The organism is Streptomyces sp. NPDC054786 (genome assembly GCF_053611685.1).
In genome coordinates, this window is the sequence record NZ_JBSHAW010000001.1 from 191,236 (window position 1) to 214,746 (window position 23,511).

The 23,511-nt window shown below is 70.9% G+C and carries 17 protein-coding genes; 10 read left to right on the forward strand and 7 right to left on the reverse strand.

The window, feature by feature from the left end:
• Window positions 1-119: 119 nt before the first annotated feature.
• Both ACWGI6_RS00865 and ACWGI6_RS00870 read right to left on the reverse strand, forming a co-directional pair.
• Window positions 120-1,247: a metallophosphoesterase gene (locus ACWGI6_RS00865; RefSeq protein ID WP_453265731.1), complete on the reverse strand. Its 1,128-nt coding sequence runs from the start codon at window positions 1,245-1,247 to the stop codon at window positions 120-122.
• 251 nt (window positions 1,248-1,498) lie between these two features.
• Window positions 1,499-2,599, reverse strand: a complete 1,101-nt coding sequence (locus tag ACWGI6_RS00870; protein WP_393904251.1) for a LacI family DNA-binding transcriptional regulator — start codon at window positions 2,597-2,599, stop codon at window positions 1,499-1,501.
• A 403-nt stretch (window positions 2,600-3,002) separates the two neighbouring features.
• Between ACWGI6_RS00870 and hisC the strand changes: the two genes are divergently transcribed.
• The 5 genes from hisC (at window position 3,003) to ACWGI6_RS00895 (ending at window position 12,633) form a co-directional block, all read left to right on the forward strand.
• On the forward strand, window positions 3,003-4,082 hold the full coding sequence (hisC, locus tag ACWGI6_RS00875; protein ID WP_453265510.1) for a histidinol-phosphate transaminase: 1,080 nt from the start codon (window positions 3,003-3,005) through the stop codon (window positions 4,080-4,082).
• 326 nt (window positions 4,083-4,408) lie between these two features.
• Complete coding sequence (locus tag ACWGI6_RS00880) at window positions 4,409-5,917, forward strand: cytochrome ubiquinol oxidase subunit I (protein ID WP_453265511.1); 1,509 nt, start codon at window positions 4,409-4,411, stop codon at window positions 5,915-5,917.
• A gap of 9 nt (window positions 5,918-5,926) precedes the next feature.
• The gene (gene cydB, locus ACWGI6_RS00885; protein ID WP_453265512.1) at window positions 5,927-6,928 is read left to right on the forward strand and encodes a cytochrome d ubiquinol oxidase subunit II; all 1,002 of its coding nucleotides are present in this window, start codon (window positions 5,927-5,929) and stop codon (window positions 6,926-6,928) included.
• A 49-nt stretch (window positions 6,929-6,977) separates the two neighbouring features.
• On the forward strand, window positions 6,978-10,724 hold the full coding sequence (gene cydD / locus ACWGI6_RS00890; RefSeq protein WP_453265513.1) for a thiol reductant ABC exporter subunit CydD: 3,747 nt from the start codon (window positions 6,978-6,980) through the stop codon (window positions 10,722-10,724).
• A gap of 229 nt (window positions 10,725-10,953) precedes the next feature.
• Entirely contained in the window at window positions 10,954-12,633 is a 1,680-nt protein-coding gene (locus tag ACWGI6_RS00895; protein ID WP_453265732.1) for a GAF domain-containing sensor histidine kinase, read from the forward strand.
• A 56-nt stretch (window positions 12,634-12,689) separates the two neighbouring features.
• Here the strand turns inward: ACWGI6_RS00895 and ACWGI6_RS00900 are convergent, their stop codons facing one another.
• On the reverse strand, window positions 12,690-13,667 hold the full coding sequence (locus ACWGI6_RS00900) for an HAD family hydrolase (RefSeq protein WP_453265514.1): 978 nt from the start codon (window positions 13,665-13,667) through the stop codon (window positions 12,690-12,692).
• A gap of 157 nt (window positions 13,668-13,824) precedes the next feature.
• Here ACWGI6_RS00900 and ACWGI6_RS00905 point away from each other — a divergent pair, with 157 nt between their 5' ends.
• The 3 genes from ACWGI6_RS00905 (at window position 13,825) to pspAB (ending at window position 16,569) form a co-directional block, all read left to right on the forward strand.
• On the forward strand, window positions 13,825-14,724 hold the full coding sequence (locus ACWGI6_RS00905) for an LLM class flavin-dependent oxidoreductase (protein ID WP_453265515.1): 900 nt from the start codon (window positions 13,825-13,827) through the stop codon (window positions 14,722-14,724).
• Window positions 14,725-15,005: 281 nt separating this feature from the next.
• Window positions 15,006-15,905, forward strand: a complete 900-nt coding sequence (gene htpX, locus ACWGI6_RS00910) for a zinc metalloprotease HtpX (protein ID WP_453265516.1) — start codon at window positions 15,006-15,008, stop codon at window positions 15,903-15,905.
• Between the two features lie 100 nt (window positions 15,906-16,005).
• Entirely contained in the window at window positions 16,006-16,569 is a 564-nt protein-coding gene (pspAB, locus tag ACWGI6_RS00915; RefSeq protein ID WP_453265517.1) for a PspA-associated protein PspAB, read from the forward strand.
• A gap of 101 nt (window positions 16,570-16,670) precedes the next feature.
• Here the strand turns inward: pspAB and ACWGI6_RS00920 are convergent, their stop codons facing one another.
• Both ACWGI6_RS00920 and ACWGI6_RS00925 read right to left on the reverse strand, forming a co-directional pair.
• Window positions 16,671-17,213, reverse strand: a complete 543-nt coding sequence (locus ACWGI6_RS00920; RefSeq protein WP_453265518.1) for an RNA 2'-phosphotransferase — start codon at window positions 17,211-17,213, stop codon at window positions 16,671-16,673.
• Between the two features lie 144 nt (window positions 17,214-17,357).
• Complete coding sequence (locus ACWGI6_RS00925; protein ID WP_453265519.1) at window positions 17,358-17,942, reverse strand: PadR family transcriptional regulator; 585 nt, start codon at window positions 17,940-17,942, stop codon at window positions 17,358-17,360.
• Between the two features lie 138 nt (window positions 17,943-18,080).
• Here ACWGI6_RS00925 and ACWGI6_RS00930 point away from each other — a divergent pair, with 138 nt between their 5' ends.
• Together ACWGI6_RS00930 and ACWGI6_RS00935 are read left to right on the forward strand one after the other, a co-directional pair.
• Window positions 18,081-18,671, forward strand: coding sequence for a hypothetical protein (locus tag ACWGI6_RS00930; RefSeq protein ID WP_453265520.1), 591 nt, complete (start codon window positions 18,081-18,083; stop codon window positions 18,669-18,671).
• The gene (locus ACWGI6_RS00935; protein ID WP_453265521.1) at window positions 18,668-20,017 is read left to right on the forward strand and encodes a carotenoid oxygenase family protein; all 1,350 of its coding nucleotides are present in this window, start codon (window positions 18,668-18,670) and stop codon (window positions 20,015-20,017) included. The genes ACWGI6_RS00930 and ACWGI6_RS00935 overlap by 4 nt, the downstream gene beginning before the upstream one ends.
• A 242-nt stretch (window positions 20,018-20,259) precedes the next feature.
• On the opposite strand, the gene ACWGI6_RS00940 is transcribed toward ACWGI6_RS00935, so the two are convergent.
• Window positions 20,260-21,474 (reverse strand): MerR family transcriptional regulator, encoded by a 1,215-nt coding sequence (locus ACWGI6_RS00940; RefSeq protein WP_453265522.1) that lies wholly within the window; start codon window positions 21,472-21,474, stop codon window positions 20,260-20,262.
• 257 nt (window positions 21,475-21,731) lie between these two features.
• Window positions 21,732-23,462 carry an SDR family oxidoreductase gene (locus tag ACWGI6_RS00945; protein ID WP_453265523.1) on the reverse strand — a complete coding sequence of 577 codons (1,731 nt, stop codon included), beginning with the start codon at window positions 23,460-23,462 and terminating at the stop codon, window positions 21,732-21,734.
• Window positions 23,463-23,511: the final 49 nt, after the last annotated feature.

Genomic DNA, 23,511 nt, shown 5'->3' on the forward strand with positions numbered 1-23,511 from the left:
GGGGTGACAGAGAGTTTACGGAATTTGAGTAATGCCACGACCGGTTTCCGCCCGTGCTGTCCCCCGACGGCGTGCCGGCCGCCCGCCGTCCGGCTGCCGCACGCCTTCCCCGAGAACGCTCAGCCAGTCAGCGGAAGTTGAACGACCAATAGCTTTCCGGCCATCGTGATACCGCCGTCCATGGCGATGGCCAGACCGTCTGCGTAGACGTGCGGACCGTCGACCGCGATGCCCTCGCTCTCGCCGTCCTCCGTGCCCACCTCGCCCAGCAGATAGGGGATCGGGCTGTGGCCGTGTACGACGCGGTCGCCACCGTAGGCGCCGAGGAGTTCGCGTACGGCGTCCGAGCCGGCCTCGTCGCGGAAGGCGAAACGCTTGGTGAACTTGCGGAACAGATCCCAGACTTCGTCCGCGTCGCTGCGGGTGAGCACGTCGTGGACGGTGTCATTGACCGCCTCGATGGAGTCGCCGTATTCGAGGTAGGCGGTGGTGTCGGAGTGCACGAGCAGATGCCCGTCCTCCTCCATCACGGCGTCCAGGCGCGCCATCCACTGGAGGTGGTGGTCCTCCAGGCGGTCCATATCGGTCTTCTGACCGCCGTTGAGGAGCCAGGCCGCCTGGAAGGAGGCGGTGCCGGCGCCGGACTGCACGGGGGTGTCGCCGAACCGCTTGGCGCCCAGCAGCAGGAGTTCGTGGTTGCCCATCAGGGCCTTGCAGTAGCCGCCGGCCGCGGCGGCCTCGGCGGAGAGCTGCATGACGAGGTCGATGACGCCGATGCCGTCCGGGCCGCGGTCGGTGAAGTCGCCGAGGAACCAGAGCCGGGCGTTGCCGGCTGCCCAGCTGCCGTCGGCGTCGATCAGGCCCTCGGCGGCCAGCGCCTCGCGCAGCTCGTCGTAGTAGCCGTGCACATCGCCGACGACGTACAGCGGGCCCATGCCCTCGGGCGCGTCGGGGTCCTGGGCCGGTTCGGGCACCGGGACGACGGCCGGGCGGTCGATGAGGGTGTCCGTACGGCCGGACTCGATCACCGGGAGGTCGCGCGCGGTCGGCGTGTACTCCTCGGGCAGCTCGGCCGGCGGCACCACGGGGGGCGCAGCCGGAGGTGCGGCAGGAGGCGCGGCCGGGGTGCCGGCGGGAAGGTCGAGCGGCGGGCCGGCAGGCGGCACGGGGGACCCGGCGGACGCGCCGGAGGGCACTCCGGGTGGCGGAACACACGCCGGAGTTTCTCCCGCCATGGTCCACACCATGGGTCCCTGACTGGCCCCCTGAGTCATCGACCCCTCCACCGTCGCGCCGCCGTGCACCTCTCGGACCTTTGCCTGGTCGACGGCGGTCCGCGGTGTCGTGCGCCCATCATAGGAATGCCGATCGCAGGTTGTGACGCACCCGGGGGTGGTCAATCCGTCGAAGCCCGGCATTCGCGGTGGATTTCTCCCGTGATCACCCTGTTTTTTCCTCGTAGAAGTGATCACACCGTCGCTCGTATGTGGGAGCACGATCAGTCGCCGGTGGGTCCTCGTGGTGGGCTGACGGTCGTTCTGGGCGAACGTCGCTGGGACGAGGCCCGGATGATCAGGTCGGTCGGTATCACCTGTTCGACGGGCCGGCCGTTGTCGAGCCCCTCGATGGCGTCGATGAGGATCTGCACGACGGCGGTGCCGATGCGGCGCGGCTTGAGGGACAGCGTGGTGACGGGCGGCTCGGTGGCGGCGTAGAGGGTGGACTCGCTGCAGCAGACCAGTAACAGGTCCTCCGGCACTCTCAGGCCGTAGCGCCGGGCGGCGGCGAGCAGATCCGTGCCGTTGGGGTCGAAGAGCCCGTAGACGGCATCCGGGCGGTCCGGGCGGGCCAGCAGCCGGTCGGCGGCGACGGCTCCCGCGCACGGGTCGTGTGCCGGGTAGGACTCGTACACCGGATCCTGGCCGACCCGCTCGCACCAGTGCAGATAGGCCGTGGTCGACAGGCGGGTGTAGGTGTCGGTGGTGTTGCCCGTGAGCAGCCCGATGCGACGGGCGCCGGCGTCGGCGAGATGGTCGAGCAGGCCGAGGACGGCGGCCTCGTGATCGTTGTCGACCCAGCCGGTGACGGGCAGCGCGCCGCCGGGGCGGCCGTCGGAGACGACCGGGATGCCGTGCCGGACGAGCTCGGTGACGACGGGGTCGCCGTCGGCGGGGTCGATGACGACGGTGCCGTCCAGGGCGACGTTGGACCACACGTCGTGGCGGGAGGTCGCGGGGAGGATGACCAGCGCATAGCCGCGGGCCAGGGCCGCGGAGGTGGCCGCTCTGGCCATCTCGGCGAAGTACGCGAATTCGGTGAAGGTGAAAGGTTCATCCCCGTACGTGGTCACGGTCAGGCCGAGGAGCCCTGACTTGCCGGTACGGAGGGTGCGGGCGGCTGCGGACGGGCGGTAGCCCAGCCGGTCGGCCACCTCGCGGACATGGCTACGGGTGGCATCCGGAAGCCGGCCCTTGCCGTTGAGCGCGTCGGAGACAGTCGTGATCGACACACCGGCTGCGGCGGCCACGTCCCGGATGCCCGCCCGCCCCAGCCGGCGACCGGTCGACCGGCTCACCTGGTGCTTCCCTGCTGCTGTCATGGCGAGCCGATAGTAGGGCTCATTAGGGCCATTCGCGGGGCTTGGCCGACAGCTGTGAGGAGGTACGTTTCTGCATGGCAGGTAGCCATCAATTCTCGGGAAAACAAAGGGAGTTGGCGCAATAGGTGATCATTCCGGGGGAGATGTGGTGCCTTCACCTGTCGATCGGTTCAGGTCTCGAAGCGGTCTCAAGTCACCTTGACGGGGGATGCGCGCCACGGCGTAAGCCACCGGCGCACGCCGGATTGGACGGCGCCCCTATGAGGCTCTGCGCGGGGCTTCCCGGTAGCGGGCCGGGGTGCGTGGGTGAGCCCGGCGGCGGGCCGGGACTGCCGCCGAACGGGTCAATCCTCATAAGGTGTGCAGTATTGGCGAAGAGCAGGACGGTCGAGGAGGACCTGCGGTGAGCGAGAAGACCCCGAAGCTGCGTGCTGCGCTGGACGGCGTTCCCACCTACAAGCCGGGGCGGCCGGCGGCGACCGGTGGCCCCGTCACGTACAAGCTGTCCTCCAACGAGAACCCCTATCCGCCGCTGCCGGGCGTCCTGGAGAGTGCGGTGACCGCCGCCGGCTCCTTCAACCGATACCCGGACATGGCCTGCACGGGCCTGATGGCGGAGCTGTCCGAGCGGTTCTCGGTACCGGTGGAGCATCTGGCGACCGGCACCGGATCGGTGGGCGTGGCCCAGCAACTGGTCCAGGCGACGTCCGGGCCCGGCGATGAAGTGATCTACGCCTGGCGGTCGTTCGAGGCGTACCCGATCATCACCCAGGTCTCCGGCGCCACGTCCGTCCAGGTCCCGCTGACCTCCGGTGAGGTGCACGACCTGGATGCGATGCTCGCCGCGATCACCGACCGGACCCGGTTGATCTTCGTCTGCAACCCGAACAACCCCACCGGCACCGTCGTGCGCCGTGCGGAGCTGGAGTCCTTCCTGGACCGGGTGCCGAGCGATGTGCTGGTGGTGCTGGACGAGGCGTACTGCGAATTCGTGCGCGATCCCTTGGTGCCGGACGGCATCGATCTCTACCGCGACCGTCCCAATGTGTGTGTGCTGCGCACCTTCTCCAAGGCGTACGGCCTCGCGGGACTGCGGGTCGGCTTTGCGGTGGCCCATGAGCCGGTGGCCGCGGCGCTGCGCAAGACGGCGGTGCCGTTCGGTGTGAGCCAGCTGGCGCAGGAGGCGGCGGTGGCGTCGCTGCGCAGCGAGGCGGCGCTGCTGGAGCGGGTCGACGCGCTGGTGGCCGAGCGGGCGCGGGTGGCGGACGGCCTGCTGGGGCAGGGCTGGACGGTTCCCGAGTCGCAGGCGAACTTCGTCTGGCTGCGGCTGGGGGACCGTACGACCGACTTTGCGGCGGCCTGCGAGCGGGCCGGGGTGGTCGTGCGGCCGTTCGCCGGCGAGGGCGTACGGGTGACGATCGGCGAGAGCCCGGCGATGGACCTGTTCCTGCAGGCCGCGGAGGAGTTCCGCAAGGCGCTGTAAGCCGCCGTCGGACGTGGCACCGAGGCCGTGGGTCTGCTGACCTGCGGCCTCGGGTCGTATGTGGCCGGATCTGATCCCCGCTGCGGGCGGTGATCAGGGCGCGGGGCCGCCGTCGAGGGGGCCCGGGACGTTGCGGGGGAAGGCGTCGCGCGCCTTGGATTCCGGCGTGACCGCAGTCACGTACCCCCCACAGAGAAGGCTGAGGAGCGGTAGGAGATAATTGCTTGTGAATGTGAACGCGTTCACAAGCGCGCCTGTTATGTGCCCCTTTGCGGGGTTCAAATTGGGGCACTGCGGTAGTGCAACGGCGACGTAAGGAGCACGGCATGGAACTGGCGTTGGCGCCAGAGACTCTGGCGCGATGGCAATTCGGCATCACCACCGTCTACCACTTCCTGTTCGTCCCCCTGACGATCTCCCTCGCCGCTCTGGTGGCCGGACTGGAGACCGCATGGGTACGCACGGGCAAGCAGAAGTACCTCAAGGCCACCAAGTTCTGGGGCAAGCTGTTTCTGATCAACATCGCGATGGGGGTCGTCACCGGCATCGTCCAGGAGTTCCAGTTCGGTATGAACTGGTCCGCCTACTCGCGATTCGTCGGTGACGTCTTCGGTGCCCCGCTGGCCTTCGAGGCGCTCATCGCGTTCTTCTTCGAGTCCACGTTCATCGGCCTGTGGATCTTCGGCTGGGACAAGCTGCCGAAGAAGATCCATTGCTTCTGCATGTGGATGGTCTCGATCGGCACGATCCTGTCGGCGTACTTCATCCTCGCGGCGAACTCCTGGATGCAGCACCCGGTCGGCTACAAGTACAACGCCGCGAACGGCCGTGCCGAGCTGACCGACTTCTGGAAGGTGCTGACCCAGGACACCACCCTGGTCGTCGTCTTCCACACGCTGACCGCGGCCTTCCTGACCGGCGCCGCGTTCATGGTCGGCATCGCCGCCTTCCATCTGATGCGCAAGAAGCACATCACGGTCATGCGGACGTCACTGCGGCTCGGGCTGATCACGCTCGTCATCGCGGGCATCCTCACCGCGGTCAGCGGCGACTCGCTCGGCAAGGTCATGTTCAAGCAACAGCCGATGAAGATGGCCGCCGCCGAAGCGCTGTGGGACAAGGAAGAGCCGGCGCCGTTCTCGGTCTTCGCCTACGGCGATGTCGACAAGGGCCACAACACGGTCGCCATCGAGATCCCCGGCCTGCTGTCCTTCCTCGCGCACAACGACTTCACCTCGCCGGTCCCCGGCATCAACGACGTCAACAGGGCCGAGCAGCAGAAGTTCGGGCCCGGTGACTACCGGCCCAACATCCCGGTCGCCTACTGGGGCTTCCGCTGGATGATCGGCTTCGGGATGTCGTCGTTCGCCATCGGGCTCGCCGGGCTCTGGCTCACCCGTAAGAAGTTCTGGCTGGCCCCGGGGCTGCGGACGGGGGACGAGGAAACACCGCATCTCGCGCTCACCAAGAACAAGGTGCTCGGTGCCCGCCTGAGCAAGTGGTACTGGTCGCTCGCCTTCGTCACCCTCGGCTTCCCGCTCATCGCGAACTCGTGGGGCTGGATATTCACCGAGACGGGCCGCCAGCCCTGGGCCGTCTACGGCGTGCTGCGCACCTCGGACGCGGTGTCTCCGGGTGTCTCGCAGGGCGAGGTGCTCACCTCGATGATCGTCTTCACCGCGCTCTACGCGATCCTCGCCGTGGTCGAGGTCAAGCTGCTGGTGAAGTACATCAAGGCCGGACCGCAGGAGCTCACCGACTCCGACCTCAATCCGCCCACCAAGATCGGCGGCGACAGCACGGACGCCGACCGGCCGATGGCCTTCTCGTACTAGGAGGCGACTGTGCAACTCCACGACGTCTGGTTCGTCCTTATCGCCGTCCTCTGGACCGGGTACTTCTTCCTCGAAGGATTCGACTTCGGAATCGGCATCCACACCAAGCTCCTCGCCCGCGACCGGCGTGAGAAGCGCGTACTGATCAACACCATCGGCCCGGTCTGGGACGGCAACGAGGTCTGGCTGATCAGCGCGGCCGGTGCGACGTTCGCCGCCTTCCCCGACTGGTACGCCACCCTCTTCTCCGGTTTCTATCTGCCGCTGCTGCTGATCCTCGTGTGCCTGATCGTGCGCGGGGTCGCCTTCGAGTACCGCCACAAGCGGACCGAGGAGCACTGGCAGCGGAACTGGGAAAACGCGATCTTCTGGACCTCGCTGCTGCCTGCGGTGCTGTGGGGTGTCGTGTTCGGCAACATCGTGCACGGCGTCAAGATCGACGCTCACAAGGAATACGTGGGCAGCGTCCTCGATCTGCTGAACCCCTACGCGATCCTGGGCGGGCTGGTCACGCTGACGCTGTTCACCTTCCACGGTGCGGTGTTCGCCTCGCTGAAGACGACGGGCGACATCCGGGAACGGGCGCGCAGGATGGCGACCGTCCTCGGACCGCTGACCGCGGTGCCGACGGTCGGCTTCCTCGGGTGGACCCAGGCCGACAAGGGCGACAGCAGCAGCCTCATCGCCATGATCGTCGCGGTGGTCGCGCTGGTCGCGGCGCTCGGGGCCAATAAGGTCGGGCGCGAGGGCTGGGCGTTCGCGTTCTCCGGCGTCACCGTCGTGGCCGCGGTCGCGATGCTGTTCCTGTCGCTCTTCCCGAACGTCATGCCGTCCACGCTGAACGAGAGCTGGAGCCTCACGGTCGGCAATGCCTCGTCCAGCCCCTACACCCTGAAGATCATTACGTGGTGTGCCGGTTTCGCCACACCGCTGGTGATGCTCTACCAAGGGTGGACGTACTGGGTGTTCCGCAAGCGCATCGGCACCCAGCACATCGCCGATGCCCATTAGCTGAGTCGCCGCCCTCTCGGGGGCGGCCCCAGCAGGACGGAAGTTTCACGTGAAACCGGTCGACCCGCGTCTGCTCCGCTATGCCCACGCCACCCGAGGCTTCCTGGTCGCGGTGGTGGTACTCGGGCTGGCCGGAGCGGGCCTGGTCGTCGGCCAGGCGATGCTGATCGCCGAGATCGTCGTCGGGGCGTTCCAGCACGACCTCGATCCGGGCGCGCTGACCACACCGCTGGTGCTGCTCGCCGCGATCTCCGTCGGGCGCGGTCTGGTCTCCTGGCTCACCGAGCTGGCCGCGCACCGCGCCGGCGCGGCGGTCAAGTCCGAGCTGCGGATGCGGCTGATCGAGCGGGCGGCACGGCTGGGGCCCGGCGCGGTGATCGGCCGCACCGACGGTGGCGCGCAGGCTCCGGGTCCGTACGGTCCGGGGGCGGACGGCGCGGGCACCCTGGAGATGCGCACCGGCGAACTCACCGCCCTCGCCACCCGCGGCATCGACGCACTGGACGACTACTTCGCCCGCTATCTGCCGCAGTTGGGGCTGGCGGTCGTCGTCCCCCTCGCGGTGCTGGCGCGGATTGTCACCGGTGACTGGATCTCGGCGCTCACCATCGTGCTCACCCTCCCGCTGATCCCGCTGTTCATGATCCTCATCGGCTGGGCCACCCAGGCGCGGATGGACCGCCAATGGCGGCTGCTCGCCCGGCTGTCGGGACACTTCCTCGATGTCGTCGAGGGCCTGCCGACCCTCAAAGTCTTCGGCCGGGCCAAGGCCCAGGCCGCCTCCATCCGGGCCATCACCGGCGCATACCGCCGGGCGACGATGCGCACCCTGCGGATCGCCTTTCTCTCGTCCTTCGCGCTCGAACTCCTCGCCACCATCTCCGTCGCGCTGGTCGCGGTCGGCATCGGTATGCGGCTGGTGCACGGCGAGCTCGATCTCTACACCGGCCTGATGGTGCTGGTGCTGGCGCCCGAGGCCTATCTGCCACTGCGGCAGGTCGGCGCGCAGTACCACGCCGCGGCCGAGGGGCTCTCGGCCGCGGAGGAGATCTTCGCGGTACTGGAGACACCGCTGCGTACGCCCGGCACCGCACCCGCGCCCGAGGGCACGGCGCTGGCCGTGGAGGATCTGGTGGTCCGCCACCCCGGGCGCACCGCCGACTCGCTCCCGGCGACCTCGTTCGAGGTTCGGCCCGGCGAGACCGTCGCCCTGATCGGTCCTTCCGGCGCCGGCAAGTCGACGCTGCTGAGCGTGCTGCTCGGCTTCACCGAGCCTCACGGGGGCCGGGCCCTCGTCGACGGCCGGGACATCGCCTCCCTCTCTCCCGAGAGCTGGCGGCAGCGGATCGCCTGGGTGCCGCAGCACCCGCATCTGTTCGCCGGCACCATCGCCGAGAACGTACGGCTGGCGCGTCCGGACGCGGAGGACGCCGCGGTGCGCGCCGCACTGGACGACGCGGGCGCGCTGGACTTCATCGACGCGCTCCCGGAGGGCATGGCGACCCGGCTCGGCGAGTCCGGTTCCGGGCTCTCGGCCGGCCAGCGCCAGCGCCTTGCGCTCGCCCGCGCCTTCCTCGCCGACCGCCCGATCCTGCTCCTGGACGAGCCCACCGCCAACCTGGACGGCGCGACCGAGGAGGCGATCGTGGCCGCGGTGCGCCGGCTCGCCGTCGGCCGTACGGTCCTGCTCGTCGTCCACCGGCCGGCGCTGCTGGCGGTGGCGGACCGGGTGGTGCGGTTGCCGGATCCGGCGGGTGCGGCGGAATTGACGGGCGCGGTGGATGCGGAGCCGCGCGCCGGTGTGGCCGTGGCGGCGGCTGCGCGCCAGGAGACGGCCGTGGCCCCGGCCGCCGCGGAACGGGACTCCGCCGAGGCGGCAGCCGGGGCTCCGGACAAGGACGAGGACGAGGACAAGGACAAGGACAAGGACGAGGACACCGAGCCCGACTTCCACCCCGGCCTCGCCCGGGGTTCGGCGCTCACCCGGCTGCGGCGGACGGCCCGTGCCCATCGGGCGCGGTTCGCGATGGCGCTGCTGCTCGGGAGCCTTGCGCTGGGCAGTGCGGTGGGCCTGATGGCGACCTCGGGATGGCTGATCTCACGAGCGGCGCAGCAGCCACCGGTGCTGTATCTGATGGTGGCGGTGACCGCGACCAGGGCGTTCGGTATCGGCCGTGCGGTCTTCCGGTACGCCGAGCGACTGGTCGCCCATGACGCGGTGTTCCGGATGCTCGCCGAGGTACGCGTCGCCGTCTTCCGGAGGCTGGAGCGGCTGGCCCCGGCCGGGCTCAAGGAGCGCAGCCGCGGCGATCTGCTGTCGCGCCTGGTGTCCGACGTCGATGCGGGGCAGGACTACTTCCTGCGCTGGCTGCTGCCCGTCGGGGCGGCGGTGCTGGTCGGCGCGGGCGCGGTCGGTTTCACCGGATGGCTGTTGCCGGAGGCCGGTGTGATCCTCGCCGTCGGACTGCTGCTCGCGGGTGTGGGGGTGCCCATGCTCTCGGGTGCGCTGGCCCGGCGGGCGGAGCGTCAACTGGCGCCCGCGCGCGGACGGCTCGCGACCCGTGTCGTCGATGTCCTCACCGGAACCGCCGAGTTGACGGTGGCCGGTGCCCTCCCCGCCCGTACGGAATCGGTGCGGCGCGCCGACCGGGATCTGACCCGGATCGCCTCCCGCTCGGCCACCGTGGCCGGGACCGGCGCCGGGCTGTCGGCGCTGCTGTGCGGGCTGACGGTCGTCGCGGCGGCGGTGGCCGGCGTCCAGGCCGTGCATGAGGGCCGGTTGGAGGGCGTGGCACTGGCCGTGGTCGTGCTCACCCCGCTCGCCGCATTCGAGGCGGTGACCGGGCTGCCGCTCGCCGTGCAGTACCGCCGGCGCACCCGGCACGCCGCCGAGCGGGTCTTCGAGGTGCTGGACGCCCCGGTCCCGGTGCAGGAGCCGGCCGTGCCCGCCGATGCTCCCGAGACGCCGTTCCCGCTGGCAGTACGGGATCTGAGCGCGCGCCACCCGGGACAGGACCGGCCGGCGCTGGACGGCGTCGGCTTCACCTTGACCGCCGGCCGCCGGCTCGCCGTCGTCGGCCCGTCCGGCTCCGGCAAGACCACGCTGGCGCAGGTGCTGCTGCGCTTTTTGGACCGGGAGGCGGGGACGTACCTGCTGGGCGGAACGGATGCCCGGACGGTGGACGGTGACGCGGTCCGGCGGCTGGTGGGGCTGTGTGCGCAGGACGCGCACCTCTTCGACAGCTCGCTGCGGGAGAACCTCCGGCTCGCCCGCCGCGACCGGCGCGGCAGCTCGGGCGACGCCGACCAGGACCTGTGGGACGCGCTCGGCCGGGCGCGGCTCGCGGACTGGGTGCGCGGGCTGCCCGACGGCCTGGACACCATGGTCGGCGAGCACGGCGCCCGGCTGTCCGGTGGCCAGCGGCAGCGGCTGGCCCTGGCGCGTGCCCTGCTCGCGGACTTCCCGGTACTCGTTCTGGACGAGCCCGCCGAGCACCTCGATCTGGCCACCGCCGATGCACTGACCGCCGATCTGCTGGCCGCGACCGAGGGCCGTACGACGGTCCTGATCACCCACCGTCTCACCGGTCTCGAGGCCGTCGACGAGGTGCTGGTCCTGGACCAGGGGCGGGTCGCGCAGCGCGGGAGGTACCCGGAGCTGGCCGCGGCCGACGGTCCGTTCCGGCGGATGCTGGAGCGCGAGCGGGCGGTGGATACGGCGTACGGCGACGCGCGGCCGGTGGCACACGGCGACGCGCAGCCGTTGGTGCACGACGACGCGCAGCCGGTGGCATGAGGCGGGCTGCCGGTGGCGCGGGACGGCGGACCGCCCCGGGACCGCACCCGGCCACGCCTCCGCCCTGCACCGGGCGCCCGTCTCCTGCCCCGTCCCGACTCCTCGCATAACTGGACTTTCCTAAGAAAACAGCCCTTATTAGGCTCATGGCATGGCAGCCACGGCAGAACCCCCACCCTCGGACCCCAGGGAGGCCGGGAGCGAGGGCGCGGGTGCCGTCCCCGACCCCATGGACGCCGCCACCGAGGCGACCCGCAGTCTGCGGGGCCTGTCGTCCGAGCTGACCGCCCGGGTGCCGCAGCTGCTGGAAGCGATGCGTACCGTCGGCGCGGGTCTTGATCTGCACATCACCCTGGACCGGATCGTGGAGACCGCCGCCGAGCTCGCCGACGCCCGCTATGCCGCGATCGGGATCATCGACGATGCCCGCGAGGGGCTGTCGGACTTCGTGACGTACGGGGTGAACGGGGAACAGCACCAACTGATCGGCGCGCTGCCCGACGGCCACAAGGGCCTGCTCGGTGCGCTCATCCATGATCCCAAGCCGCTGCGCCTCGGCGACCTCACAAAGGACTCCCGCTCGGCCGGGTTCCCGGCCGGGCACCCGCCGATGCGGACGTTCCTCGGGGTGCCGATCCGCGTCCAGGGCGAGATCTTCGGCAACCTCTATCTGACGGAGAAGCGCGGCGGCGGGGAGTTCAGCGAGGAGGACCTGCACATGGTGCGGGTGCTGGCCACCGAGGCCGGTATCGCGATCGGCAACGCCAGGGTGCATGCGGCAACCCGCCAGCGGGAGCGGTGGATCGACGGCTCCGTGGCGGTGACCACCGAACTCCTCGCCGGCAGCGATGTCGACGATGCGCTCGCGGTGGTCGCCGAGCAGGCGCGCAAGCTGGCGGACTCGGCGGCCGGCATCGTGCTGCTGCCTGATGAGGGGGGCGGTCTGGAGATCGTCGCGGTGTCGGCGGACGACCCCACCGGGATCATGGGGACACAGATTCCGCCCCACAGCCCGGTGGTCGAGCAACTTCTCGCCGGGGAACCGGTGTTCGTGCACGACTCGGCCACCGACCCGCGGATGATCACGGATATCGCGGCCCGCTTCGGCCCCAGCATGATGCTGCCGCTCAAAAGCGGCGGCCGGGTGCTCGGCACCCTTGCGACCCCGCGGGCCAGGGGCGCCCGCCCGTTCACCGCCGCCGAGCGGACGCTGGCCACCCAGTTCGCGGCGCAGGCCGCGCTGGCGCTGGTGCTGGCCGACGCGCAGCGCGACCGCGAGCGGCTCGCCGTCTACGAGGACCGCGACCGGATCGCCCGTGACCTGCACGATCTCGTCATCCAACGGCTTTTCGCGACGGGCATGATCCTGGAGAGCGCACAGCGCAGATCCGTCGTGCCCGAGGTGGCCCGGGGCGTCGGCAAGGCCGTCGACGAGCTGGACATCACCATCCAGGAGATCAGGACCGCGATCTTCGCCCTCCAACAGGGACCGGCCGAGGCGCCGTCCGGGCTGCGGACGCGGGTCCTGCGCGAGATCGGCACCGCGGCCGTACCGCTCGGCTTCCAGCCGTCGGCCACCTTCGTCGGTCCGGTCGACTCCCGGGTCGGCGAGCTGACCGGCAAAAACCTGATCGCCGCGCTGCGTGAGGCGCTGTCGAACGCCTTCCGGCACGCCGAGGCCTCCCGGATCGAGGTCGTCGTCGACGCCACGATCCGCCTCCCAGACGGCAACGACGGCGTCCGCCTGACCGTCGCCGACGACGGCATCGGCATCGCGGACGGCGGTCGCCGCAGCGGCCTCAAGAACCTCGCCAAGCGCGCGGAGTCGCTGGGCGGCGCCAGCTCGTACGGCCGGGGGCTGGGCGAGGACGGCACGGGGACGAGGGTGAGGTGGGAAGCGCCGTTGTGAGGGGGCGGGCTGGCGTCGACGCGAAACCGGCCGCCGCAGCGCCGTCGCCCTCGGTGCTACCGGTCGCCCCGTGGAATGCCGTGGTGCAGGATCCGCTCGATGACGGCCGCGACGCCGTCGTCGTTGTTGGATGCGGTACGGCCCGTCGTGGCGGCCAGCACGTCCGGGTGCGCGTTGGCCATGGCGTACGAGGTACCGGCCCAGGTCAGCATCTCTATGTCGTTCGGCATGTCCCCGAAAGCGACGACCTCCTCCGGCGAGATGCCGCGCTCCGCACAGCAGCGGGCGAGGGTGCCGGCCTTGCTGACGCCGGGCCCGCTGATCTCCAGGAGGGCGGTGGGGCTGGACCGGGTGAAGGACGCGAGAGCGCCCACGGTCGTACGGGCCAGCGTGAGGAACGCGTCGGGGTCCAGCTCGGGGTGGTGCGCCAGCAGCTTGATCACGGGCTGCTCGGGGAAGGCGGGGCCCGCGGGATCGGTGGGGCTGTCGGGGCCACCGGACGGGGCGTTCGCCCCCTGGGCGCCGTCGGGGCCGGCCGGGTGCGGACACAGCGTCGAGACGAAGTCCTCGGCGAGCAGCTTCTCGGCCGGCGCGACGACCGCGGCCGGGTCCAGGAGGAGGGGCGGGTACTGCGGCTCGTAGTGGATGCCGCCGGTGCGCTCGACCGCGAACGAGACGCCGGGTGCGGCGCTGCGCAGCGCGTCCACGACGGTGAGCGCGACGGTGCGCTCCAGGGGGCTGACCTCGACGATCCGGCCGCCGCGGTGCAGATCGACGACGGCCGCGCCGTTCGCGCAGATCGCCAGGCCGTGGCCGTGCACATGGTCGCTGACCACGCCCATCCAGCGGGCCGGGCGCCCGGTGACGAAGAACACCTGGATGCCGGCCTGCTCCGCGGCGGCCAGCGCGGCGATCGTCCGGTCGGAGACCGTCTTGTCGTCGTGCAGCAGCGTGCCGTCGAGGTCGGTGGCGATCAGCCGGGGCGCAACGGCCGTTTCGGGCGCCCGTGGTGGCGTGGCGGGGGCATCAGTCACGGGGCCATCTTCCCGTACCGCCGTGCACAGGCGTGCGGTGGGTTGCGCGCATGAGCCCCTGGCGGCCGGCCCATGGCGTGCGGGCGGCCGGTGGCGGAGCCGTCCAGGGCATCGAGCGAATCGTTCGTACCCTCCGGACGGCCGTACGCTCGGGGGTATGCGACTGAGCACCGTGATACTCCCCGTCCGCCGTTGGTCCGAAGGCGGACGGGAGGCATGGCAGCGCGCCGAGGAGCTGGGTTTCCACGCCGCGTACACCTATGACCACCTCTCGTGGCGGAGCTTCCGCGACCAGGCGTGGTTCGGCGCCCTTCCGACGCTGACCGCGGCCGCGGCCGCGACCTCCCGTATGCGGCTGGGCACCCTCGTCACCTCGCCGAACTTCCGGCACCCGGTCACCCTCGCCAAGGAACTGATCTCGCTGGACGACATCAGCGACGGCCGGATCACCCTGGGCATCGGCGCCGGCGGCAACGGCTTCGACGCCACGGCACTCGGCCAGGAGCCCTGGACGCCGCGGGAACGGGCCGACCGCTTCGCCGAGTTCGTCCCGCTGCTGGACCGGCTGCTGACCCAGGATGTCGTCTCCTACGCCGGCGACCACTACTCAGCGCACGAGGTGCGCAACATCCCCGGTTGTGTGCAGCGGCCGCGGCTGCCGTTCGCGGTGGCGGCCACCGGGCCGCGCGGGCTGAAGCTGGCCGCCCAGTACGGCCAGGCCTGGGTGACGACCGGTGATCCCAAGGTCTCCAACGGGGGCGGTACGCCGGAGGAGTCGCGTGAGGCGATCCGCGGACAGCTGGAGCGGCTGGGCAAGGCCTGCGCCGACCAGGGCCGGGACCTCGCCGACCTGCAGAAGATCATGCTGACCGGCTTCACCCCGGACCGTCCGCTGGACTCCGTGGACGCCTTCGTCGACTTCGCCGGACGCCACGCCGAGCTGGGCATCGACGAGCTCGTCCTCCACTGGCCGATCGCCGATTCGGTCTTCGAAGCCGATGCCGCGGTGTTCGAGCGGATCGCCACGGAGGGGCCGGCGCAGCTGGGCGCCCGGTAGGCGGGGCACGGTCCGGCGGTCCCCTACGGACCGCCGGTTCGTCTCGACCCCGCCGGAGCCGCCTCCGCTCCTCCTCCTCCGGAGCCGCCTCCGCCCTGGGCACCGCATGTGTCCCGCCGCCCGACGCGCCCGGCAGTCCCCTGGCCTGGGCTTTACCCCCTATATAGCCCTCAAGAGGGAGAATCGGGACAGCGGCGCAGTGTGCTGCCCGCGGCGTGCGGTGCGGGGACGGCGCGTGGGCGGTCGGCGCACTGCGCGAACTGCGGCGTTGCGGAGGAGCCATGGCACAGACCCGATTCGCCCCGGACCGCGGGCTGACCACACGCATGGTCACCACGATGTTCTTCATCGGGCTGCTGTACGTCGTGGTCGTCGGCGTGCTGGTGGTGCTGCTCAAGGGCGCCTGGGTGGTGGTGCTGGTGATCGCGGGTGCCCTGTTCGTCGCGCAGTTCTGGTTCAGTGACCGGATCGCGGCGTTCAGCATGGGCGCGCGTGAGGTCACCCCGGAGCAGGCGCCCGAACTGCACGGCGCCGTCGACCGGCTGTGTGCGCTGGCCGATATGCCCAAGCCGCGGGTCGCGATCGCCCAGTCGGATGTGCCGAACGCCTTCGCCACCGGCCGCAGCCGGAAGAACTCCCTGGTGTGTGCCACCACCGGGCTGCTCAGGCGCCTGGAGCCGGAGGAACTGGAGGGGGTACTGGCCCACGAGCTCTCGCATGTCGCGCACCGCGATGTCGCGGTGATGACCATCGCCTCCTTCCTCGGCGTACTGGCCGGGATCATCACCCGGGCCGCCCTGTGGAGCGGTATCGGCCGCAACAACCGGGACCAGAACGCGGCCATCGCCGTGCTCATCGTGACCGCCGTGAGTGTGGTCGTCTATGCGATCAGTTTCCTGCTGACCCGGCTGCTGTCCCGTTACCGCGAGCTGTCCGCCGACCGGGCCGCCGCGCTGCTGACCGGCCGTCCCTCGGCGCTGGCCGCCGCACTGACCAAGGTCACCGGCCAGATCGCAAGGATCCCGACCGAGGATCTGCGCAAGGCCCAGCCGTTCAACGCCTTCTACTTCGCCCCGGCGTTCAACAAGGAGAGCTTCAGCCGGCTGCTGTCCTCGCACCCGACGCTGGAAGAGCGGCTGGACCAACTGGCCAGGATCTCGGCGCAGCTGGGGCGGGCGTGATGAACGGCGCGGCCGGGCCGGATGTGGTGACCGGCGCAGTGGCCGGACGGGATGACCGGCGCAGTGGGGCCGGACGTATCGAGCAAGGAGTATGTCGCGCATGGGATTTCTGGACGTCATCCTCGGCCGCAGCAAACCGGTACGCCCCGATCTCGACCGGCTCTTCGCGCTGCCGTCCGCCGCGGTAACCCTTCAGGCCGCGGCCGGATTTGAACCCACCGGCCTGGGGTCGGTGTGTTTCGCGAGCGTCGAGGGCGGGACGTTCTCGCGCATCCAGGAGGAGGCCCGGTCCCTGCTGGACGGTTCGGTGGAGTTCACGCAGGACGCGTACGGCTACACCTGGCTGCTCGCACAGCATCCGCCGGAGGACGTGGCGGGCCTGGTCAACGACCTGCACGCGGTCAATACGTCCCTGGAGGAGGCGGGTTTCGGCCCGCAGCTGCTGTGTTCGCTGGTCGGCTTCCGCGATGAGCGGCAGCGGCCGCTGGCGCTGGTCTACCTCTACAAGCGCGGCACGTTCTACCCCTTCTCCCCGAAGGAGGGCGGCGGCGAGAAGCGCGACAGCCCGCTTGAACTGGAGGTGCGGGCGATGCTCGGGGACGACCTGACGATCGAGCAGGATCTGACCCGGTGGTTCCCGGTGTGGGGGGCGCCGGGGCTCTGAGGAGGCGCTGTCGCGGGGCCGCCGGGGCGGGCTCACGGGGGCGGTGGGCTCGGGCCGGCCTGTGGGCACACGGATTTCGGCCCGGTCCTACGGTCGAGGGCTCAGCCCGGGAAGCGGAGGAACGGGGCCGGTACGCGGCTGGTGAGCCAGACCCCGTTGGCGCTGACCCGGAAGATATGGCCGGCGCGGTGCATCGCGCCTGCGTCGACGGTCAGGACCTCGGGCTTGCCGCGCCGCGCGCCGACGCGGGTCGCGGTCTCGCGGTCGGGCGAGAGATGGACGGCATGCCGCGACATCGGCCGTAGCCCCTCCTCCCGGATGGCGGCCACACTGCGGGCCACCGTGCCGTGGAAGAGATGGGCGGGTGGTACGGCCGGCGGCAGATCGAGGTCGACCCGCACCGAGTGACCCTGGTTGGCGCGGATCCGGCCGTCCTCGATGGCGTAACGCTGCTTGTCGTTGCCGGCGACCACCGCCTCCAACTCCGCCCGGGAGAAGCGGAATCCATGCCGCGCGGCCGCTGTCATGAGTTCTTCCACGGCCACCCATCCCTGGGCGTCGAGGATGATGCCGATCCGGTCCGGTTCGTGGCGCAGATGTTTCGCCAGATACTTCGAGATGCGCACGGAGCGCTGGTTTTCCATGGCTCCAGAGTGCCGCGCACGGCGGGCGACGGCACCTGAATTGTGGGCCCGGGAGGCTGCGGCAGGTGCCGGGCGGCGCTGTCGGCCGTCCGCCCCGTGGGCCTGTCGGGCGAGCGAGGGCCTCGACGGCCGTCGCCCGGCCTGTCACTCCTCTTCGGCCTGTCCGCCCTCCGTGTGCTGCGCCCTTGCGAGCGCGCTCGCCTTTCTCGCCCTTGCGCTGGTCACCTCATCGGCTGCCCAGCGGGCCCACTCCTCCTGGGTCGCCGACATCCGCAGGCCGTATTCCAGCGCGATGCGCCCGTAGACCGAAATCATTTCCTCGTCCCACTCGGCGGTCTCTTCGAGGTGCTCGAGCGTGGCGCGGGTATGCGCGGCGCGCTCGGCCTGATGCAGGAGAAATGTCTGTGCCTCGAGGGGCGTGACGATGCCGAGGAAGAAGACGCGCAGCAGGCCGTCATGGCGCTGGGGGCCGCTGGGCTCGATCTCGGTGAGCCAGTGGCGCAGCTCCGCCAGGCCGTCCTCGGTGATCGCGTATTCCTTGCGGCCGCGGGGGCCGTGGGCGGCGACCTCGACGAGGCCGGCGGTCGTGAGTTTGGTGAGCTCGCCGTACACCTGGCTCTGCGTGGCCGGCCAGACGTTCGAAAGCGTGGCGTTGAACAGCTTCATCAGGTCGTATCCGCTGGCCGGGGCTTCGGCCAGCAGGCCCAGCACGGCATGTCTCAGGCTCATGGTCAGCACTTTACCTTCCACTATTGACATGTCAAAGGTGGAGCTTCTATGTTCGACATGTCGAAGTTGGAAGGTTCCGCGAATGCGGCGACTCGTCCCGGCATTGAGGCGCACGGTCGTGCGTGAAGAGGGGGAATCATGAACTACCTGCGGAGCTTCATTCCGTGGCTGGTCTTTGCGGGGGTGTCCTCCCTCGGCTGGCAGTGGGGGGCGCTCGCGGGCCTGGTGCTGTCCGTCGCGCTGCTCATCGCCGACCGTTCCGCGGGCCTTTCGCTCGACTACCGGCTGCTGGAGTACGGCACGATCCTGTTCTTCGCCGCCCTCGCCGTGCTGGCCTTCGCCCGTCCCGACAGCGATCTCAAGATGTACGGCAGTGCTCTGTCGACGGGCTGGCTGGCGCTCATCGCCTGGGTGTCGATCGCCGTGCAGCGGCCCTTCACGATGGCGATCGCGCGACGGATGGCCCCGCCGGAGGTCTGGCACACCCCGCTGTTCCGTCGCATCAATGTCGTGCTCACGGCCGCGTGGGCGCTGTCCTTCACCCTCACCGCGATCGCCCAGACCGTCGTCTCCGCCCATGCGTGGAGCGTCATCGTCTCGATCGTCATCCAGATCGCCGGATTCGTTCTTCCCCTCCGCTTCACCGCCGCCTACCCGGAGCGGGCCCGTGCCCGCTTCATGGAGAAGTCCGGCGTGCGGGGCGATGCCCAAGGAGGCCTGGCTTCATGACCACCACACCCTCGACCACCCCGTCCGCATCACCCGCACCCGCACCGCACATGGCCGGCAACTTCGCGCCGGTGAAGGACGAGCTGACCGCCTACGACCTCCCGGTCACGGGCACGATCCCGCCCGAGCTCAGCGGCTGGTTCCTGCGGAACGGCCCCAACCCGCGGGACGCCGCCAGTCCGCACTGGTTCTTCGGCGACGGCATGGTCCACGGTCTGCGCCTGGAGGGCGGCCGGGCCGTCTCCTACCGCAACCGCTGGGTCCGTACCTCCACCTTCACCGAGGGCGAGCGCATGGTGGACGCGCAGGGCCGCCGCAATCTGGCGGCGGGCGTGGCCAACACCCATATCGTCCGGCATGCCGGACGCACCCTCGCACTGGTCGAGTCGTCGTTCCCCTATGAGATCGACTGCCGCCCCGGCCATGAGCTGGAGACCATCGGCGCCCATGACTTCGGGGGCCGGCTCACCACAGCCATGACCGCCCATCCCAAAACCTGTCCCACCACCGGCGAGCTGCATTTCTTCGGATACGGCGGCCCCACCCCGCCCCATCTCACCTACCACCGTGCCGACGCGTCAGGGGAGTTGGTGATCAGCCGCCCCATCGATGTTCCGGGGCACACGATGATGCACGACTTCCATCTGACCGCCCGCCACGTCATCTTCATGGACCTCCCAGTGGTCGCCGATCGCAACCGCCCCGGCATGCCGTTCCGCTGGGACCCGGAGTACGGCGCCCGGCTCGGGGTGCTGCGGCGTGACGACCCCTACGGCGAGGTCCGCTGGCTGCCCATCGACCCCTGCTATGTCTTCCACGCCCTGAACGCTCACGACGACGGTGACCAGCGGATCGTTCTGTATGTGTCCCGCTACGCCGAATACGGCGGCATGACCCCGCCCTACCTCTGGCGCTGGACCATCGACCTCGCGACGGGCACGGTCACCGAGGAACAACTCGACGACCGTTTCTGCGAGTTCCCCAGGGTGGATGACCGGCTCGCCGGGCTGCCGGCCCGCTTCGGGCATGCCACCACCGGCGAGCTGCCGGGCAGCGGTCCGATACCCGGCGCCCTGCTCCGCTATGACCTGCAGACCGGTGCGGTCGTCCGGCATGACTTCGGCCCGGGGCGCACTCCGGCCGAGGCCGTCTTCGCCCCGGCGGACGACCGCCCCGGAGGGCCGGGCTGGCTGATCACCTATGTCTACGACGCCTCCACGGACACCAGCGATCTCGTCGTGCTCGACGCGGAGGACATATCCGCCGACCCGGTCGCCACGGTCCATCTCCCGCAGCGAGTGCCGTACGGCTTCCATGGCAACTGGCTCCCGGATCCGGCCGGCTGAAGCCCTGAAGGGCGCGGTGGGGGGACCGCGCACCGCCTGATCCTTGACAACTCAAGACGGTGTACGGCGGGAGGCGGGCGGGCTCCCGATGGGGCGGCACGGGCTCGCGGCCGGAGCCCGTGCCGCAGGCGGAGCAGGGTCCGTCCCGGCCCCGGGAAGAACTCGGCGTGGATATCGGCGTCAGGGCGGTCGTCGGGCCAGGTGTGCCATCCGGGCGAACGACGGGACTTTGGCGTCGGGCCCTAGATGTGCCGTCCGGGCACGTTGCCCGCCTGGTGCTCGGTGTCGGTGTCGGCCGCTTCGCCCGCCGGCGCGTTCCGGCTTCCGCCCGACGCCAGGGCGTCCATGGTGCGGGCCTGTACCTCCCGGTGTGCGGCGGCGGCGATGAAGGCGGCCGTGTTCTCCGCGCCCACCAGAGCCCGTACGGCCTGTACGGCCGCGGCGGGGAGCAGCACGGTTTCCGGCACCGCACCCGGGCCGGTCGCGGTACGGGGGTCCGTGACCGGCCCGGGGGCGGCTGTCGGGGCGGCCGCCGGGACGACCGGCGGAGGCCCGGGAGCGGCCCGTGGACCGGGCACGCCTCCGGCTCCCGCCTCGGCTCTTGGCCCGGCTCCCGCCTCGGTGGGCGTCCCGGCAGGCGCCCGCTCGGCGCGGTCCGCCGCCACCGACGCCGGGCCCTCCGCTCCCCCGGGCCCGTGCGCCTCTGCCGGTAGTGCCTCGCTGAGGTGATGGCGCAGATACCGGGTGGCCAGGGTGCGCATGGCGCGGGCGAGTTCGGCGTCAATGGTCTGCTGGGCCAGGGGGCGCAGCCGGCGGACAAGCGCGGCGGCTTCCGCGGCCTCTGCCTCGGTGGGCGGGTGGTCCAGGAAGGGCTGGAAGACATGCTCGGTGGTGAAGTCCAGGAAGCGGGAGGCGATGTGCTCGACCTGGCCCCGCACCTCCCGCAGATGACCCGAGATCGCCCGGAGCGGGACACCGGCGGAGTGCAGTTCGGCGGCGACGGCGAGTTCCTGCGGGCTGGGGACCAGGAACTCGTCGCCCTCGCCGGGGATCCTTTCCAGGACGCCCAGTGCGACGGCCTCGGCGATCGCTTCCTCGTCGGAGGTGCCCCCGAAGGCGGCGTCCAGGTCCTGGCGGCTGATGCGGGAGGACTCCTCGTCGGTCCACGGCCCGTCGATCTCGGCGACCAGGCCCAGGACCCCGCCGAGGTCGAGGCCCGCGTCCCAGGCCCCGAGGAGTTCCTTGATGCTGGCCAGGGTGTAGCCGCGGTCCAGGAGATCGGCGATCTGGCGCAGCCGGGCCAGATGGGTGTCGCCGTAGACATTGGCCCGGCCCCGGCGTTGTGGGCGGGGGAGCAACCCGCGGTCCTGATAGGCGCGGATCGTGCGGACCGTGGCGCCGCTGAGGTGCGCCAGGTCCTCGATGCGGTATTCGGCCGTCGGCGGCTGCTCGGTCACTTGAGGTGCTCCTTACGAGAGGCCGCGCGCTACGAGAGGGCCGCGCGGTCCACCGCGCCCGCCGCGGCCCGTGCGGCCGGGGAGGGCGTCGGATGGACGGCGGCCGTGCGCGACGGCCCTTCCTGCGAGGGATGGTACGACCGCCGCAGACACCGCGGATTCGCCGCTCCCGGCGCACATCGGGTGGGCAGCAGCGGCGGATACCGGCCGGGTGCCCGGACGGGCCCGGGGCAGCGGATACGGGCGGGCGTCGGGCGCTACAGCCGCGGCTCGAAGCGGGCCAGGGCGCGCAGCGCGCGTGGGGTGAAGCGGGACATCAGACGGGCGCCGCGTGCTTCGGGGGTGACCGGCACCACCGCCTGGTTGCGGACCACCGCACGCAGAATGGCGTCGGCGACCTTCTCCGGCGGGTAGTTGCGCAGCCCGTACATCCGCGCGGCCTTGGCCTGGCGGCGCTTCTCCTCGTCGGCCGAGACGCCGGTGAAGCGGGCCGTGGCGGTGATGCCGGTGTTGACCAGCCCCGGGCAGATGGCCGAGACGCCGATGCCCTGACCGGCCAGTTCGGCCCGCAGACACTCGCTGAGCATCAGAACGGCCGCCTTGGACGTGCTGTAGGCGGGCAGCACCCTCGACGGCTGGAAGGCGGCGGCCGAGGCGATGTTGACGATATGGCCGCCCTGCCCGCGGTCTGCCATCCGCCTGCCGAAGATCCGGCAGCCATGGATGACGCCCCACAGGTTGACGTCCAGCACCTTCTTCCAGTCCTCGGCGCTGGTCTGCAGGAAGGAGCCGGACAGGCCGATGCCGGCGTTGTTCACCAGGACGTCGACGGTGCCGTACTCGGCGTCGACCGTGTCGGCGAGCTTCTCCATCGCCGCCTCGTCCGAGACGTCGACGACCTCCGCCCAGGCCCCCGGTGCACCGATCAGCCGGGACATCTCGGCGGTCCGTGCCGCGCCCTCGGCGTCCCGGTCGACGGCGATGATCCGCGCGCCGGCCTCGGCAAAGGCGAACGCCGTCGCCCGGCCGATGCCGCCGGCCGCACCGGTCACCAGCACCAGCTGACCACCGAACCGGTCGGCGTGCGGGCCGGACGCCACGACCTGCTTTGCCGGATCCCCCTCTTCCTTGGCGGTGACGAACTCGCCGATCCAGGAGACGAGTTGATCGGGGCGGGTGCGCGGTACCCAGTGCTTGGCCGGGAGGGTGCGGCGTACCAGCTGGGGCGCCCACTGCTCCAGATCGTCGTACAGCCGCTGGGAGAGGAAAGCGTCGCCGGTCGGGGTGATGAGCTGGACCGGGCAGTGGGCGTAGGCGTCGGTGCGCGGGCGGCGGAGCCGGGGAAGAACATTGTCGCGGTAGAGCCAGGCGCCGTGGGCCGCATCGGTCGGCAGTGAAGCGGTCGGGTAGTCACCGTCCGGTACCTTCTCCACCCGCTGCAGGATCTGCGGCCAGCGCTTGCCGAGCGGGCCCTTCCACGCCAGCTCGGGCAGTACGGGCGTGTGCAGCAGGTAGACGTACCAGGACTTGGCGCTCTGGTTGAGGAGCTGGGCGGCGCGCCGGGGTGTGGGGCGCGCCAGGCGCTTCTTGATCCAGTGGCCGAAGTGGTCCAGGGAGGGACCCGACATGGACGTGAAGGAGGCGATCCGGCCCTCCGTATGCCGCACCGTGGCGAACTCCCAGGCCTGCACCGAGCCCCAGTCGTGGCCGACCAGATGGACCGGCCGGCCGGGGCTGACGGCGTCGGCGACGGCCAGGAAGTCGTCGGTCAGTTTCTCCAGGGTGAAGCCGCCGCGCAGCGGCTGCGGAGCGGTGGACCGGCCGCAGCCCCGGACGTCGTAGAGCACCACATGAAACCGGTCGGCCAGGCCGCGGGCGACCTCGGACCACACCTCTTTGCTGTCCGGATAGCCGTGCACCAGCATCACCGTGGGCCGTGCCGGATCTCCCAGCTCGGCGACGCACAGCTCGATGCCACCGGTTCGCACCCAGCGCTCCCGCGCCCCGTCGAGCCCCGCACCGTGTGCGGCCCCGGGC